Source organism: Streptomyces sp. NPDC002144 (genome assembly GCF_053593695.1).
Map to the genome: position 1 here is coordinate 338,746 of NZ_JBSFDB010000003.1, position 16,086 is coordinate 354,831.

17 protein-coding genes are annotated in these 16,086 nt (G+C 72.6%); 7 read left to right on the forward strand and 10 right to left on the reverse strand.

From position 1 onward, the window contains the following. Window positions 1-199 precede the first annotated feature (199 nt). The gene (locus ACWCQ1_RS06495; RefSeq protein ID WP_451025976.1) at window positions 200-931 is read right to left on the reverse strand and encodes a VIT1/CCC1 transporter family protein; all 732 of its coding nucleotides are present in this window, start codon (window positions 929-931) and stop codon (window positions 200-202) included. A gap of 196 nt (window positions 932-1,127) precedes the next feature. On the opposite strand from ACWCQ1_RS06495, the gene ACWCQ1_RS06500 reads away from it, so the two are divergent. From ACWCQ1_RS06500 to ACWCQ1_RS06530, 7 genes are read left to right on the forward strand one after another with little or no spacing between them, the layout of a single operon-like run. Then, window positions 1,128-2,153: an ADP-ribosylglycohydrolase family protein gene (locus tag ACWCQ1_RS06500; RefSeq protein WP_358595108.1), complete on the forward strand. Its 1,026-nt coding sequence runs from the start codon at window positions 1,128-1,130 to the stop codon at window positions 2,151-2,153. Next, a complete protein-coding gene (locus tag ACWCQ1_RS06505; RefSeq protein ID WP_451025977.1) occupies window positions 2,150-3,595 on the forward strand; it encodes an ADP-ribosylglycohydrolase family protein in 1,446 nt (481 codons plus the stop codon). Before ACWCQ1_RS06500 ends, ACWCQ1_RS06505 begins: the two co-directional genes overlap by 4 nt. Before the next feature lie 7 nt (window positions 3,596-3,602). Further along, complete coding sequence (locus tag ACWCQ1_RS06510; RefSeq protein ID WP_451025978.1) at window positions 3,603-4,820, forward strand: ADP-ribosylglycohydrolase family protein; 1,218 nt, start codon at window positions 3,603-3,605, stop codon at window positions 4,818-4,820. Further along, complete coding sequence (locus ACWCQ1_RS06515; RefSeq protein ID WP_451025979.1) at window positions 4,808-6,166, forward strand: ADP-ribosylglycohydrolase family protein; 1,359 nt, start codon at window positions 4,808-4,810, stop codon at window positions 6,164-6,166. Before ACWCQ1_RS06510 ends, ACWCQ1_RS06515 begins: the two co-directional genes overlap by 13 nt. Further along, the gene (rbsK, locus tag ACWCQ1_RS06520; RefSeq protein WP_451025980.1) at window positions 6,163-7,056 is read left to right on the forward strand and encodes a ribokinase; all 894 of its coding nucleotides are present in this window, start codon (window positions 6,163-6,165) and stop codon (window positions 7,054-7,056) included. The genes ACWCQ1_RS06515 and rbsK overlap by 4 nt, the downstream gene beginning before the upstream one ends. Then, on the forward strand, window positions 7,053-8,255 hold the full coding sequence (locus tag ACWCQ1_RS06525; protein ID WP_451025981.1) for a CaiB/BaiF CoA transferase family protein: 1,203 nt from the start codon (window positions 7,053-7,055) through the stop codon (window positions 8,253-8,255). The genes rbsK and ACWCQ1_RS06525 overlap by 4 nt, the downstream gene beginning before the upstream one ends. Then, window positions 8,252-9,091 carry an HpcH/HpaI aldolase/citrate lyase family protein gene (locus ACWCQ1_RS06530; protein WP_451025982.1) on the forward strand — a complete coding sequence of 280 codons (840 nt, stop codon included), beginning with the start codon at window positions 8,252-8,254 and terminating at the stop codon, window positions 9,089-9,091. The genes ACWCQ1_RS06525 and ACWCQ1_RS06530 overlap by 4 nt, the downstream gene beginning before the upstream one ends. An 89-nt stretch (window positions 9,092-9,180) precedes the next feature. On the opposite strand, the gene lgt is transcribed toward ACWCQ1_RS06530, so the two are convergent. From lgt to ACWCQ1_RS06575, 9 genes are all read right to left on the reverse strand, one after another. Next, on the reverse strand, window positions 9,181-10,209 hold the full coding sequence (lgt, locus tag ACWCQ1_RS06535; protein ID WP_451025983.1) for a prolipoprotein diacylglyceryl transferase: 1,029 nt from the start codon (window positions 10,207-10,209) through the stop codon (window positions 9,181-9,183). Window positions 10,210-10,302: 93 nt separating this feature from the next. Beyond that, on the reverse strand, window positions 10,303-11,079 hold the full coding sequence (locus ACWCQ1_RS06540) for a DsbA family protein (protein ID WP_356761583.1): 777 nt from the start codon (window positions 11,077-11,079) through the stop codon (window positions 10,303-10,305). A gap of 87 nt (window positions 11,080-11,166) precedes the next feature. Continuing rightward, window positions 11,167-11,985, reverse strand: a complete 819-nt coding sequence (trpA, locus tag ACWCQ1_RS06545) for a tryptophan synthase subunit alpha (protein WP_451025984.1) — start codon at window positions 11,983-11,985, stop codon at window positions 11,167-11,169. Beyond that, complete coding sequence (gene trpB / locus ACWCQ1_RS06550; protein ID WP_451025985.1) at window positions 11,982-13,265, reverse strand: tryptophan synthase subunit beta; 1,284 nt, start codon at window positions 13,263-13,265, stop codon at window positions 11,982-11,984. Before trpB ends, trpA begins: the two co-directional genes overlap by 4 nt. 108 nt (window positions 13,266-13,373) lie before the next feature. Continuing rightward, window positions 13,374-13,541 carry a tryptophan biosynthesis modulator TrpM gene (trpM, locus tag ACWCQ1_RS06555; protein ID WP_133042803.1) on the reverse strand — a complete coding sequence of 56 codons (168 nt, stop codon included), beginning with the start codon at window positions 13,539-13,541 and terminating at the stop codon, window positions 13,374-13,376. 21 nt (window positions 13,542-13,562) lie between these two features. Next, complete coding sequence (trpC, locus tag ACWCQ1_RS06560) at window positions 13,563-14,372, reverse strand: indole-3-glycerol phosphate synthase TrpC (protein ID WP_133042804.1); 810 nt, start codon at window positions 14,370-14,372, stop codon at window positions 13,563-13,565. Window positions 14,373-14,519: 147 nt separating this feature from the next. Next, window positions 14,520-14,969 (reverse strand): DUF2752 domain-containing protein, encoded by a 450-nt coding sequence (locus ACWCQ1_RS06565; protein ID WP_133042805.1) that lies wholly within the window; start codon window positions 14,967-14,969, stop codon window positions 14,520-14,522. Window positions 14,970-15,058: 89 nt separating this feature from the next. Then, complete coding sequence (locus ACWCQ1_RS06570) at window positions 15,059-15,313, reverse strand: HGxxPAAW family protein (protein ID WP_133042806.1); 255 nt, start codon at window positions 15,311-15,313, stop codon at window positions 15,059-15,061. A gap of 113 nt (window positions 15,314-15,426) precedes the next feature. Beyond that, the gene (locus tag ACWCQ1_RS06575) at window positions 15,427-16,068 is read right to left on the reverse strand and encodes a TIGR02234 family membrane protein (protein ID WP_133042807.1); all 642 of its coding nucleotides are present in this window, start codon (window positions 16,066-16,068) and stop codon (window positions 15,427-15,429) included. Between the last annotated feature and the right edge of the window lie 18 nt (window positions 16,069-16,086).

Sequence of the window (16,086 nt, forward strand, 5' to 3'; positions counted from 1 at the left end):
GCGGTGGAAGCTATGGGGACCGGACGGGACAGATCGTTGTCCGCCGACCCGAAAGACGGGGAGGGCCGCGTCGCCCTTCCCGGTGGTGCGCGGCAGGCTTCATTGCCCACAGCGCTTACGGCTCATGCCCGGTGGAAAACCATTCGAAACCAGCGAGTAACGGCTACTTATGCGGCCCAACGCATAAGTTCCAGCCGAGCTATCCTACGGCCGTTCCGAACAGACTGCCCAGGGCGTACGTCACACCGGCCGCGGCGCCGCCGAGCGCGAGCTGCCGCAGCCCGCTGTACCACCAGCTGCGCGCGGTCACCCGGGCCACCACGGCACCGCACGCGAACAGCCCGATGAAGGCGAGCAGCAGGGCGGGCCACAGCGCGGTCGCACCGAGCAGATACGGCAGCACGGGAAGCAGCGCGCCCAGCGTGAAGGACCCGAAGGACGACACGGCCGCGACCAGCGGCGACGGCAGGTCCGAGGGGTCGATGCCGAGCTCCTCGCGGGCGTGGATCTCCAGCGCCTGCTCGGGATCGCGGGACAGCTGCCGGGCGACCTCCCGGGCCAGCTCCGGCTCGACGCCGCGCGCCTGGTAGAGCGCGGCGAGCTCGGCCTCCTCGTCCGCCGGGTGCTTCCTCAGCTCGGCGCGCTCGACGTCCAGCTCGGCCTCGACGAGCTCGCGCTGGGAGGCGACGGAGGTGTACTCACCCGCGGCCATCGAGAAGGCGCCGGCGGCGAGACCCGCGAGGCCGGTCAGCACAATGGTGTTCGGACTCACGGCGCCGCCCGCGACACCGGTCATCAGCGCGAGGTTGGAGACGAGCCCGTCCATCGCCCCGAACACCGCCGGCCGCAGCCACCCACCGTTGACGTCACGGTGCGTGTGGTTGTCGCGGTGGGCCTCGTGGAGCGTGGCCTCGGTCTCGATGATCGCCATTGCGGGGTCCCCCAGGGAAGCTAAGCCAAAGCTAACTTTGGACACGTTCTAATTTCCGACAACGCAAAACCTACGCCTCCGCATTCCCCGCCGCCAGCAAGGAAAGGCTGGGCTAACCTGCGGCTTTGCCGATCGACCGGGTGACATGGAGCCCCGCGAGGCTGGGGTCAACCGCCGATGGTGGGACACATGGCCCATGCCATCGATCCGCGAACGGGCACGCGGCGCACTGCTCGGTCTGGCCGTGGGGGACGCCCTCGGGGCGCCCGCGGAGAACATGAAACCGTCCGAGATCCGCGCCCGCTGGGGCCGGATCACGGGGTACGTCACGGACGTACCGGCCGGCACGGACGACACGGAGTACGCGATCTTCTCGGGCCTGCTGCTGGCCCGCCATGGCTCGGCCCTCACCCCTGCCCATGTGGAGGCGGCCTGGCACGAGTGGATCGCCGACCGCGCCGAGGGCCCCTTCCGCGGGGCGGGCTTCAGCGAGCGCGGCACCCTGGAGAACCTCCGCCGCGGCCTCGCCGCCCCCATCTCCGCCCAGCACCGGCACGCCTGGAGCGACGGTCTCGCCATGCGCGCGGCCCCCTTCGGCGTCTTCGCCGCGGGCCGCCCCGCCGAGGCGGCCCGGCTGGCGGCGATCGACGGCTCGGTGAGCCACGAGGGCGAGGGCATCTACGGCGGCCAGGCGGTGGCGGCGGGTGTGGCGGCGGCGATGGCGGGGGCGGCGCCGATCGCGGTGGTGGCCTCCGCGCTCGCCGTCGTCCCGGACGACTCCTGGACGGCCCGCTCCCTGCGCCGGGCCGTGACGGCCGCCCACCGCGGCGAACGCGCGGTCCGCTCGGCGGTGGTGATCGGCGGCTACCCGTGGACGGACCTGGCCCCGGAAGCCGTCGCCCTGGCCTTCGGCGCCTACGCGGCGGCCGACGGCGACTTCCGCGACGCGGTCCTCACGGCGGTCAACATGGGCCGCGACGCCGACACGACGGCGGCGGTGGCGGGCGCGCTGGCGGGAGCGACACAGGGCGTCGCCGCGATCCCGGCCGACTGGGCGGCGGCGATCACCCCGGCGCGGGGCAGTTGCCTGCCGGCGATGGCGGGTCACCACGTCCTGGAGGTGGCGGACCTGCTGACGCAGGACGAGGAGACACCGGTACGTCCCCCGGACCCCACGTCCTTCACCCTGGCACCCGACACCGAGGCGGGGGCACCCCGGTGAGGCCCCCGGGCCCCTGGGACGAGGGAGCACAGGCCACCGCCCTCACGGACCCCGCGCGTACCGACGGCACTGCTGTATCGACGCTCACGGCGAAGCCGACCGCTCCCGCGGCCGCCGACGGCGGGGACGCCCCACAGGGGCCACCCGCACCCGACGACGATGCTTGTACGGGTGGTGCGAGTGGGAGCGAACCCGCCGAAGGCGAAGCCGAGGCGGTGGCCGGCGGCAAGCCCTCGCAGAGCCTCGCCGAGGCGATGGTGGGCGGCGCGCCCTCGCAGGGCCTCGCCAAGGCGGTGATCGGCGGCAAGCCCTCGCAGAGATCCGCCGAGGCCGGTAGAACCCTCGGGCTCCTGCTGGGCCTGGCCGCAGGCGACGCCGCCGGCTGGCCCTCCGCCCGCCACAGAGCAACCCGCATGCCCGACTGGACCCGCCGCCTCACCCGGGAACTCGACAACTTCGCCGAGCACAACGCCACGACCACCCTCCCCGTCCCCATCGCCCTCAACCAACCCCCCGAGCCCCTCCTCCTCGGCCCCTCCGACGACGCCGAGTGGGCGGCCTTCGCCGCCGAGGCCCTCCTCCGCGCCGGCGACGACACCGCCCTCGGCGACCTCAGCCGCGAACGCCGCACCAGAGCCGCCATCGACCTCACCTGGAACGCCCTGGCCAGCGAGGTCGCCGCCGCGGCCCAACGCGCCCCGGAGGTGGAGTCCGCCGTCCTCCCCCTCCGCGCCCGCATCTCCGTCCGCGCCGGCCTCGGCAACCTCGCCGCCGGCCTCCGCCCGCCCGCCACCGGCCACGACAACCCCCACTACTTCGACGACGCGGCCTGCGTCCGGGCCTGCGTCCTGGCCGTGGCCCACCCGGGCGACCCCCGACTCGCCGCGGACCTCGCCGAGTTCGACGCCCGCTACACCCAGGACGGCGACGGCGTGCACGGAGCCCGCGCGATGGCGGCGGCGCTGTCCCTGGCGCTGACCGGCGCCGACGTCCACACCTGCGTCACGGCCGCCCTCGCCGAACTCCCCGAGACCACCGAGATCGGCCGCAACGCCCGCCACGCGCTCGACCTGGCCCGCCGGGCCGAGTCCGCCTTCGCCCTGGTCCCCCTCCTGGAACACCAGATCGTCGACCATGTCTACAGCTACGGCATCGCGGCCGCCGAGACCGTCCCCGTGGCGCTGGCCCTGACGACAGCCGCAAGGGGCCGTATCGCCGAAGCGGTACCGGCGGCGGCCTGTCTCTCCCGAGTGGCCGACTCCGCCCCCGCCCTCGCCGGCGCCCTGACCGGAGCACTGGGCGGTGGCAGCACGATCCCGGCCTCCTGGCGGGACGCCTGCCGCACCCTCTCCGGTTGCGCGCTCCCCCGCCTCACCGCCACCGACCTGGTGGAACTCGCCGAACTCCTGGAAGCCACGCAAGCGGCCCCACCGGGAGGATGATTCGGGCATGACGCCCAAAAAGCAGGAAACAACAGGCCACGCCAAGCAAGAGACAAGCAGACTCTCAGACCAAGAGACAACCAGCCTCGAGGACCGCATCACCGCAGCCCTCGTGGGCGCGGCGGTCGGGGACGCGTTGGGCGGCCCGGTAGAGGGCTACTCCCCCACCCAGATCCTCGAACGTCACGGCGGCCGCGTCCACGGCATCGTCGGCCCCTGGAGCGGCGACGCCTGGCGCACGGCCCGCCCCCTCGCCCCGTACCACAAGGGCGACGGCCACATCACCGACGACACCTTGATGACGCACGCGCTGGTACGGGTCTACGCGACCGTCCGCGACCACCTCGACGCGTACGCGATCGCCGACCACCTGGTCCCCGACCTGATGACGAACCCGCGCTGGATCCCGGAGCTGGAAGCCGAGGCCCTTCCCCTCCACCGCGTCTTCCTCGCCGAGAAGTGGCTGGTGACCCGCCTCCACTACGCCCACGCCGACCCGCGCGAGGCCGGCGTCGGGAACATCGTCAACTGCGGCGCCGCGATGTACATGGCCCCGGTCGGCCTGGTCAACGCGGCCGATCCGGCGGGCGCCTACGCCGAGGCCCTGGACGTCGCCGGCGCCCACCAGTCGTCGTACGGCCGGGAGGCGGCGGCCGTCCTCGCGGCGGCGGTGGCGGCGGCCTGCGTCCCCGGTGCCACCCCGGACACGATCGTCTCGACCGTCCTGTCCCTCGCCAAGGACGGCACCCGCGAGGCGATCGAGCGGGTCTGCGAAGTGGCGTCCCGGCACACGGACTTCGAGTCCGCCCTGGTCCCGCTGCGCGAGGCGGTGACGCCGTACGACACGGTGGGCCCCGACTACCGCGCCCCCTCCCTCGGCGCCCGCCGCCCCTCGCGTCTGCACTCCATCGAGGAACTCCCCGTCGCCCTCGGCATGGTGCTGGTGTCGGGCGGCGACTACCGCCACGCGGTGCTGGGTTCGGTGAACTACGGCCGGGACTGCGACTCGATCGCCACGATGGCGGGCGCCCTGACCGGCGCCCTCGGCTCGCCGGTCCCGGACGACTGGTCCAAGACGGTCTCGGAGGCGAGCCGTCTGGACCTGTGGGAACCGGCCCGCGTCCTCACCGAGGTGGCGTACGAGATCTTCGAGCGGGACGTACGACGACGGCGGGCGCACGAAGCGGCCTTCACGAGACTCGGAAGCCTCGGATGCTCCGACTGACCTGGGTGCAGCCGGAGGACCTGATCGGCCATGAGCTGCGTCAGGCGGCTCTGGACGGTCGTGAGGCGTCGGTGATCGCGGCGCGCTGGAGGGCGGCGGGGGGTGCGGAAGCTCCGGGCCGAGCGGGTGCGTCGACGGGACGGGCGTCGCGCTACCTGCGGCAACTGGCGGAGGACCTGCTGGACGAACTGGCGGACCTGCCCGGCACGTTGACCGAGGCGGAGCCGACCGACCTCACGAGGATCAAGGACTCCTGCCCCGACTGGCCCCGGCCGGCCCGAGCGGCCACGAGCCGACTCCGTCTGGAAGCCGCCTGGCTGGGCCGAGCCGCGGGCTGCCTCCTGGGCAAGCCCGTCGAGAAACTCCCCCTCACCGGCATCCGCCAACTGGCCCGGTCCACCGGCAACTGGCCCCTGAACACCTACTTCACCGCCCGGGGAGTCCCGGAAGAGCTCCTCTCGCAGCACCCCTGGAACCGCCGTTCGGCCCCCACCTCGCTCGTCGAGAACATCGACGGGATGCCCGAGGACGACGACCTCAACTACCCCCTCCTCAACCTGCTCCTGCTCCAACGCCACGGACGCCGCTTCACCACCGCCGACGTGGCGAGGCTCTGGCTGGACGAACTCCCCGCCGGCCGCACCTTCACCGCCGAACGCGTCGCCTACCGCAACCTCCTCACCGGCATCGAACCCCCGCACACCGCCCGCCACCGCAACCCCTTCCGCGAATGGATCGGCGCCCTCATCCGCGCGGACGTCCACGGCTGGACCAACCCCGGCGACCCGGGCGCCGCCGCGGAACAGGCCCACGCGGACGCCACCCTCACCCACACCGGCAACGGCGTCTACGCGGCGATGTTCACCGCGGCCGTCATCGCCGAGGCCGCCACCGGCACCCACGACATCCACAGCTGCCTGAGCACCGGCCTCACGGTGATCCCACCCCGCTCCCGCCTGTCCGAGGCGATCCGCCACGCCATCCGACTGGCCACACAGCAGCCCGACTTCGACACCGTCGTGGACGAACTCCACGCCACCTACGCCGACACCCACCACTGGGTCCACGCCATCCCCAACACGGCCCTGATCGCCGCCGCCCTCACCCACGCCGACGGCGACTTCACCGGCTCCATCTCCCGTGCCGTGTCGGGCGGCCTGGACACCGACTCCAACGGCGCCACCGCGGGCGGCATCGCCGCACTGCTCACCGGCAGCCCCGCCGCCCTCCCCGAGCGCTGGACGTCCCCCCTGAAGAACCGGCTGTCCACGTCCGTCGGCGACTTCAACGGCGTCGGCTTCGACACCCTGGCCCACCTCACCCACCGGGAGGCATCCCGCCCATGACCCACATCGTCGTGCTGGGCAGCACGAACATGGACCTCGTCACCTATGTCGAGAAGGCCCCGCAGCGCGGAGAGACCGTGACGGGACGGCAGTTCCGTACGATCCCCGGCGGCAAGGGCGCCAACCAGGCGATCGCCGCGGCCCGAGCGGGCGCCACCGTGTCGATGATCGGCGCCGTCGGCACCGACACCTACGGCACCCGTCTCCGCTCCACCCTGGAACACTCGGGCGTCGAGACGGACCTGCTGCGCACCATCGACGGCCCCTCCGGCACCGCCCACATCGTCGTCGACGACGAGGGCGGCAACGCGATCGTCGTGATCCCCGGCGCCAACGGGACCGTCGACCACCTCGTACCCGGCGACGAAGGCCTCATCGCCTCCGCCGACACCCTGCTGCTGCAGCTGGAGATCCCGATGCCCGCGGTCGTCGCGGGAGCGCGGACCGCCCGCGCCCACGGCGTCCGTACGATCCTCACCCCCGCCCCCGCACAGCCCCTCCCGCCCGAACTCCTCGCCGCCACCGACCTGTTGGTCGCCAACGAGTACGAGGCGGTCACCCTCACCGACGAGACCGACACGGTCGACGCGGCCACCGCCCTGCTGGAGAAGGTCCCGGCCGTGGTGGTCACACTCGGCGCGGCGGGCAGCCTGTACCTGGCACGGGACGCCGAGCCCCTCGCCGTCGGGGCCCCGCAGGTCACCGCCGTGGACTCCACCGGCGCGGGCGCCACCTTCGTCGGCGCCCTCGCGGTGGCCCTCGGCGAGGAGCGGCCCATCCGTGAGGCCCTGACCTGGGCCGCCACGGCCGCCGCGCTCTCGGTGCAGCGCCCCGGCGCCTCCGCGTCGATGCCGTACCGCTCCGAGATCGAGGCGCGGTACTCCTCATGACCACTCCCGGCACCCAGCCCCCGCTCACCGGTCTGCGCGTCCTCGACCTCGCCACGCTCTTCGCCGGCCCCCTCGCCGCCACCCTGCTCGGCGACTTCGGCGCGGAGGTCGTGAAGGTCGAGCACCCCACCAAACCGGATCCCTCCCGCGGCCACGGTCCCTCGAAGGACGGAGTCGGTCTGTGGTGGAAGATCCTCGGCCGCAACAAGCGCGCGATCACCCTCGACCTCTCCAGGCCCGGCGGCCGCGCCACGCTCCTCCGACTGGCCGCGACAGCCGACGTGCTGATCGAGAACTTCCGTCCGGGCACCCTGGAGAAATGGGACCTCGGCTGGCCCGAGCTGTCCGCAGTCAACCCCCGGCTGGTCCTCACCCGCGTCACCGCCTTCGGCCAGTTCGGCCCCTACGCCCACCGCCCCGGCTTCGGCACCCTCGCCGAGGCGATGAGCGGCTTCGCCGCGATCACCGGTGAGCCGGACGCCCCTCCGACCCTCCCGCCCTTCGGCCTCGCCGACTCCATCGCCGGCCTGGCGACGGCGTACGCCGTGCTGACCGCGCTCGCCGCGCGCGAGCGCACCGGCGAGGGCCAGGTCGTCGACATGGCGATCATCGAACCGATCCTCACCGTCCTCGGCCCCCAGCCCACCTGGTACGACCAGCTCGGATACGTCCAGGCCCGCACCGGCAACCGCTCCGCCAACAACGCCCCGCGCAACACCTACCGCACCGCAGACGGCACCTGGGTCGCCGTCTCCACCTCGGCCCAGTCGATCGCGGAACGCGTGATGCACCTGGTGGGCCGCCCGGACCTGATCGACGAGCCCTGGTTCGCGACGGGCGCCGAGCGCGCCGCGCATGCGGACGTCCTCGACGCGGCGGTCGGCGACTGGATCGCCACCCGCACCCGCACGGAGGTCCTCGCGGCCTTCGAGAAGGCGGAGGCCGCCATCGCGCCCGTGCAGGACGTACGGGACGTCCTCACCGATCCCCAGTACCAGGCCCTCGACACGATCACGACCCTCGACGACCCCGAACTCGGCCCGCTCCGTATGCAGAACGTCCTCTTCCGGCTCTCCTCCACGCCGGGCGCCATCCGCTGGGCGGGCCGCCCGCACGGCGCGGACACGGAACGGGTCCTGACCGAACTGGGCCTGAGCCGGGCCGAGTTGGCGGCTCTACGGGAGGAGGATGCCGTATGACCGCGAGGACCACCCCGCTCACCTGGCTGTACGCCCCCGGCGACCGCCCGCACGTGGTCGCCAAGGCACTCGTCGCCGGGGCCGACGTCGTGGTCGTCGACCTGGAGGACGCGGTCGCCCCGGACCGCAAGGACTACGCCCGCGCCGCCACGGCCGAGCTCCTCACCGACTCCCCGCCGGTCCCGGTCCACGTCCGCGTCAACGCCCTGGACGGACCGCTGGCGCCCCGGGACCTCGAAGCGATCGCCATGCTCCCGGGCCTGTCGGGCCTGCGCCTGCCGAAGGTTACGTCACCGTCCCAGATCATCCGCATCGCCCACCGCACGACCTCGCTGACGGGCGACGCCCCCGCCCTGTACGCCCTCCTGGAAACCGCCCTGGCCGTGGAACAGGCCCACGCCATCGCCTCCGCTCACCCGTCGCTGCGCGGCATCTCGCTGGGCGAGGCGGATCTCCGGGCCGACCTGGGCGTACGTGAGGACGCGGGCCTCGACTGGTCCCGCTCCCGGGTCGTCGTGGCCGCCCGGGCGGCGGGCCTGCCCCCGCCACCTCAGTCGGTGCACCCGGACATCCGGGACCTGGAGGCCCTGGCGGCCTCCTGCACCCACGGCCGCGCCCTGGGCTTCCTCGGCCGAGCCGCCATCCACCCCCGCCAGCTCCCCATCATCGAACGGGCCTACCTCCCCACGACCCACGAGATCGAGGAGGCGGAAACCATCGTGAAGGCGGCGACAAGAGACCAGGGCGCCCAGGCCCTCCCGGACGGCCGCTTCATCGACGCGGCGGTCGTGGCAACGGCCCGACGCACCCTGTCCCTGGCCAACCGCTGCCGATGATCCACCCGCTTTTCTCCGCTGCAACGGCGGAAACGCCGACGGCGGGTCCGGCAGTGCCTAAGCCGCCGGAACCCGCCGTCAGTCGATCGTCAGAGCTTCTTGGCCGACTCGGTCGACTCGACCTCATCCTTCGCGTCGGCGTCGGCGTCATCCCCGTCGGCGTCCGCCTTGGCCTCCCCCTCGGGGGTCTCCCCGTCGGCCTTCTTGACGTCGGCGTCCTTGACGTCGGCTTTCTTGACGTCGGCTTTCTTGACGTCGGCGTCCTCGGCCCCGGTCTCCCCGTCGGCCACTTCGTCCGCCGCCCCCGGCTCGACCACCGCTTCCCGCCCGGGCCGCTTCTTCGAGGACACCACGATGTACGCCACCGCGAGCAGGAACACGATCCCCGCGGTCCAGTCGTTCAGCCGCAGCCCGAGGATGTGGTGCGCGTCGTCGACCCGCATGTACTCGATCCACGCCCGCCCCACGCAGTACGCGGCGACGTACAGCGCGAACGCCCGCCCGTGCCCCAGCTTGAAGCGCCGGTCGGCCCAGATGACCAGGAAGGCGACGCCGATGCACCACAGGGACTCGTAGAGGAACGTCGGGTGGTAGTACCCCGGCACCCGACCGTCCGCCGAGGACGTGATGTGCAGCGCCCAGGGAACGTTGGTCTCCTTGCCGTACAGCTCCTGGTTGAACCAGTTGCCCCACCGCCCGATCGCCTGCGCGAAGGCGATACCGGGCGCCACGGCGTCGGCGTACGCGGGCATCGGGATGCCCCGGCGCCGGCAGCCGATCCAGGCACCCAGCGCACCGAGCGCGATCGCGCCCCAGATACCGAGGCCGCCCTCCCACACCTTGAAGGCGTCCACCCAGTCACGGCCCTGGCTGAAGTACAGCTCGTAGTCCGTGATCACGTGGTAGAGCCGGCCGCCGACGAGGCCGAACGGCACCGCCCAGACAGCGATGTCGGCCACCGTCCCGGCCCGTCCCCCGCGGGCGATCCAGCGCTTGTTGCCGAGCCAGACCGCGACGAAGACGCCGATGATGATGCAGAACGCGTAGCCGCGCAGCGGAATGGGGCCGAGATACAGCACCCCGCGCGACGGGCTCGGAATGTAGGCAAGTTCTTCCATGGCAGGGTCGACGCTACCGTGCCGGACCGGGACCACGGCAGGCGGCCCGGCTACGGGTCCATAACGGGCAGGTGTGAATGCGCCCCGTGCGCCTTACCGCTTGGCGGCCTCCTGTACCAGTTGCTTGAGCTTGGCCGGGGTCATCGTCTGGTCCTGGTAGATGTTCTTGCCGTTGAGGATCACGGTCGGCGTGCCGGAGAAACCGCTGGACCGGAACGCGGCGGCCGACTTGTCGACCCAGCTGTCGTGCGTGCCGTCGTTGACGCAGGTGCGGAAGGCCGGGGTGTCGAGGCCGTGCACCTTGCCCGCGAGCGCGATCAGCTTGCTGTTGTCCGCGAAGGCGTCGTCGGTCTCCTTCGGCTGGTTCTGGTACAGCACGTCGTGGTAGTCGCGGAACTTCCCGGCGTCCTGGGCGCAGGCCGCCGCGTTGGCCGCGCGCAGCGAGCCGGTGCCGCCGAGGTTGCCGTCGATCAGTCTGACCAGGTGGTACTCGACCCGGAGCTGTCCGGAGTCGGTCAGCTCGTGGATGGTCGGACGGTAGGTCATCTCGAAGGCCTGGCAGGCCGGGCAGCGGAAGTCCTCCCAGACGGTGAGCGTCGACCGGGCGCCGTCCTTGCCGACCGGGATCGCGAGACTGTCCTTGCCCTGCGCACCGGACGGCGCCGCGATCGGGCCCGAGCTCTTGCTGCCCTTGTCCTTGCCGGCGTTCGCGGCGACCACGCCGATCACCGCGGCGAGCCCCAGCACGCAGACGACGCTCGCGCCGACGATCAGCACCCGCCGTCGCTTCTCGGCGGCCTTCTGCTTCTCGCGCTCGACCGCCAGCCGCTCACGGGCGGTGCGCTTTCCCTCACGGTTCTTCTCGCTCACACCCCCAGAACGAACCGGGGAGGCGCAGCGCGCCTCCCCGGTCCCAGGTCCACCCGTTCGAGTGACCGAATCTTCCGTAGTGTGCCGTTACGCCTGGCCGCGCACGCCCTTCGCCAGTTCCCCGGCGAGTGCGCGGACCGCCTCGACGCCGGCCGCGTCGTCCGGCGCGTCCAGCATCCGCTTCACGAACGCCGAGCCGACGATCACGCCGTCGGCGAAGCCGGCCACCTCGGCGGCCTGCGCGGCGTCGGAGACACCGAGGCCGACGCAGACGGGCAGGTCCGTGCCGGTCGCCCGGGTCCGCTCGACCAGGTCCTGGGCCTGCGCGCCCACCGACTCACGGGTGCCGGTGACACCCATGAGCGAGGCGGCGTACACGAAGCCGCTGCCGGCCGCGGTGATCTGCACGAGCCGCGCGTCCTTGCTGCTGGGCGCGACCACGAAGACCGTGGCGAGCCCGTGCTTCTCGGCGTGCTCCCGCCACAGCGCCGCCTCCTGGACGGGCAGGTCGGGCAGGATGCATCCGGCGCCCCCGGCCTCCGCCAGCTCGGCGGTGAAGCGCTCGACGCCGTAGCGGTCGATGGGGTTCCAGTACGTCATGACGAGGATCGGCTTGCCGGTGGCCTCGTGGGCCTCCTTGACCGTGCGCATGACGTGCGCGATCTTGACGCCGCCGCGCAGGGCGATGTCGTCGGCGGTCTGGATGACGGGACCGTCGAGGACGGGGTCGCTGTGCGGCAGCCCCACCTCCATGACGTCCGCCCCGCCCTCCAGGGCCGCCTTGATCGCCTCGATGCCGCCGTCCACGGTCGGGAACCCGGCCGGGAGGTAGGCGATGAGCGCGGCACGGCCCTCGGCCTTGGCGGCGGCGAGGGTGTCCGACAACAGCTGGATGTTCCCGCTCACTTGGCGTCCCCCTCGATCTCGGCGGTGTCGGCGGCGTCGGCCGCGACCTCGGCGTCGGTGTCGTACAGGTCGAAGTAGCGCGCGGCGGTGTCCATGTCCTTGTCGCCGCGGCCGGACAGGTTGACGACGATCAGACCGTCCTCGCCCAGCTCCCTGCCGACCTCCAGGGCGCCCGCGAGGGCGTGGGCGCTCTCGATCGCCGGGATGATGCCCTCGGTGCGCGAGAGCAGGCGCAGGGCCTGCATCGCCGCGTCGTCGGTGACCGCGCGGTACTCGCCGCGACCGCTGTCCTTGAGGTACGAGTGCTCCGGGCCGATGCCCGGGTAGTCCAGGCCGGCCGAGATCGAGTACGGCTCGGTGATCTGGCCCTCGTCGTCCTGCAGGACGTAGGACCGGGAACCGTGCAGGATGCCGGGCTCGCCGGCGGTGAGGGTGGCCGCGTGCTCGCCGGTCTCCACGCCGTGGCCGGCCGGCTCGCAGCCGATCAGGCGGACGCCCTCGTCGGGGATGAACGCGTGGAAGAGGCCGATGGCGTTGGAGCCGCCGCCGACGCAGGCGATCGCCGCGTCCGGGAGGCGGCCGGCGCGCTCCAGGAGCTGGCGGCGGGCCTCCACGCCGATGACGCGGTGGAAGTCGCGGACCATGGCCGGGAAGGGGTGCGGGCCGGCGACCGTGCCGAAGAGGTAGTGGGTGTGGTCGACGTTGGCGACCCAGTCGCGGAAGGCCTCGTTGATGGCGTCCTTCAGAGTGCGGCTGCCGGACTTCACCGCGACGACCTCGGCGCCGAGCATGCGCATGCGGGCCACGTTGAGGGCCTGGCGCCGGGTGTCGATCTCGCCCATGTAGATCGTGCACTCGAGGCCGAACAGGGCGCAGGCGGTGGCGGTGGCCACGCCGTGCTGGCCGGCGCCGGTCTCCGCGATGACCCGGGTCTTGCCCATGCGCTTGGTGAGCAGGGCCTGACCGAGGACGTTGTTGATCTTGTGGGAGCCGGTGTGGTTGAGGTCCTCGCGCTTGAGGAAGACACGTGCGCCGCCCGCTTCCGCGGCGAAGCGGGGGACCTCGGTGAGCGCCGAGGGGCGCCCCGTGTAGTTGAGCAGCAGGTCGTCGAGCTCTCGGGCGAACTCGGGGTCGTGCTTGGCCTTGTCGTACTCGACGGCCACCTCGTCCACGGCTGCGACGAGGGCCTCCGGGATGAACTTGCCGCCGAAGTTGCCGAAGTAGCCTTCGGGGCTCGGTACTTGACCCTCCGGGTCGGGAATGAAGAAGTCGCTGGGCATGGCTGAACCTCACGGTGAGTGCGTGAAAAGGACACTATTCGCCGTGGGGGCAGGGACTGGCTGTTGACTGCGGGCCGATTGTGGCTTTTCGCGCAGTTCCCCGCGCCCCTAAGGGGCGCGCTGCCATCGGCGGCCGTTGACCTGCCCGGGTTCGTCTCCGATGACGTAACGCACGCGACGGCCGTGCACCCGGCGGGCGGGCGCACGGCAGCCCCGGGGGCGGCAGCCGCGCGCGAGGCGGGCGTACCGGTCCACGGTCGTCATGGTGAGCGTCATCGGGGTCAGCCTACCGAAAGATCAACTGCGTCCGTGCCGAAGAGCGGGGTGCTCTCCTGCCGCCACCAGGTCCGAGACGGCCGTCCTCGGGTCCTTCCCCGTCACCAGGGACTCGCCCACCAGGACCGCGTCCGCACCGGCGTTGGCGTAGGCGATCAGGTCGTGGGGGCCGCGGACGCCGGACTCGGCGATCTTGACGAGGTGGTCGGGGATCTCGGGGGCCACGCGCTCGAAGGTGGAGCGGTCCACCTCTAGGGTCTTGAGGTTGCGTGCGTTGACGCCGATGATCTTGGCGCCGGCGTCCACCGCGCGCTCGACCTCGTCCTCGTCGTGCACCTCGACGAGCGGGGTGAGGCCGATGGAGACGGCGCGCTCGATGAGGGACTCCAGGGCGGGCTGTTCCAGGGCGGCGACGATCAGGAGGGCGAGGTCGGCGCCGTACGCGCGGGCCTCCCACAGCTGGTACGACGTGACGATGAAGTCCTTGCGCAGGACGGGGATGTCCACGCGTGCGCGGACCGCCTCCAGGTCGGCCAGCGAGCCGCCGAAGCGGCGCTGCTCGGTGAGGACGGAGATGACGGCCGCGCCGCCCGCCTCGTAGTCCGCGGCGAGTCCGGCGGGGTCGGCGATCGCGGCCAGCGCGCCCTTGGAGGGGCTGGAGCGCTTGACCTCGCAGATGACCTTGACGCCGTCGCCCTTGAGCGCGGCGACCCCGTCCTTGGCGGTGGGAGCCTTCGCCGCACGCTCCTTGAGCTCGTCGAGGCTGACGCGCGCCTGCCGCTCCGCGAGGTCGGCACGGACTCCGTCGATGATCTCGTCGAGCACACTCACGCGAGCGGCCCCCTTCCAGACGGTGGACTGTTGAAGCTTTTTGACCGTCGGGAGAAAACCGATGGTCACTGCGATGGTATCCGGAGGAGGGCGCAGCCCCCGCATCCGGTTGACGCCGGTCCCACTACCTGGACGTTCACGGTTTGATCAAGGATGCAGCCAGCCACCGAACGGCAGGTTCCGGACAACCGTGAAGACCAGCAGCAACGCCCCCAGGGCCCACAGGTGCGCCGACCCGAGCCCGAGCCGCAGCGGCCGTCCCCGTACCGCACGCACCACCCATACGGTCCACAGCACGGCGAAGAGCGGATAGCCGACGGTGGCCAGGGCGTTGTCGTGGAGCGCCCCGAGGAAGTCGCCGTGGACGAAGGCGTGCGCACTGCGCAGTCCGCCGCAGCCGGGGCAGTACAGGCCGGTGACGGCGTACAGGGGACAGACGGGGTAGTGGCCGGGCTGGTTGGGGTCGACCGTCCCCACGTAGGCGAAGGCCCCGGCGACGGCGGCCATGATGCCCGCGGGCACGGCGAGCCGCGCCGCCGTGGTGGGTTCGGCGCGGGAGGGCGTGACGGACCGGCTCTCGACGTTCACGTCAGGCATTCTCCCCCGGAACGGCCGCCCCGCACGCGTGAGGGGCGACCCGGCGTTCCGGATCGCCCCTCACGCGTGCGTGCGGTGGCCGTGCGCGCTCAGCTCTTGGCGTGCGCCGCCTGGCTCTGCGCCAGCTCCGACTGGAAGTTGTCGTGCGCGTCCTTCGGCTGCCCCAGGCCCATCGCGCTCATCACCCAGCCGACGATGCCGCCGATGACCACGATCGCCATGCCGGCCCAGAAGCCCACGGGCTGAGCCATGACCATGAAGGCGCCCGCGACGCAGAAACCGATGAAGGCGATGATGACACCGGTCCAGGCGGCCGGGGTGTGACCGTGGCTGCTGCCCGCCATGACTTGCTCCTCGTTGCTGATTACGTGTCTGAGCCGGACGCTCAGCCGACATTGTCCCGCACGCGCGCGCGTGTGCTGCCCGGGGGTCGCCCTTCGCGCGTCGGCGCCGTCGTCTACGCGCTCGTCGGGTCCTCCCCGCGGTCCAGGGCCTTCCACAGGTCCTCGGGACGGTCGGGATCGACGGCGGCGGGCCTGCGCCGCGGCCTGGCCGCCCCGTCCCGCTCGTAGCGCCCGGACATCGCCGGCCAGTACCGCCCGTAGCGCAGCGCGAGCAGCCCGGCAAGCAGGATCAGCGCGCCGCCCACCGCGGCCACGTACGGCCAGGCCGTGTGGCTGAGGGCGTGCACCGTGGCCGAGGTGTCGCCGGCCGCCTGGGCGGCCTTGTCGTCGAGGGCCGAGCTGTCGGACGCGCCGAGCAGGGCCGCGGCGACCGTGCCGGCGCCGGAGAGCGCGAGCAGGGCCGCGACCAGCAGGCGGCCGGCCCGGCGGACGGCGAACACGGCGACCAGCGCGGCCAGGCCCACTATGGCCAGCGCGGCGGGGACGCCGGTGACGTCACTGCCCTTGGCGGTCAGCGAGAAGGCGCCGCCGGCCACCGTCGTGGTGCCCTCCGACCAGCGCTGCCGGGTCGACAGCAGCGCCACGGCCGCGCCGAGCGCACCGGCCGGCAGGGCGACGGCGAGGGAGATGCGGCCGGCCCGGGCGGGTCCTGCGGCTTCGGAACGGGGATGAGGTACGGCAGTCACGTACTCCACTATCGCCCGAACCCCGGG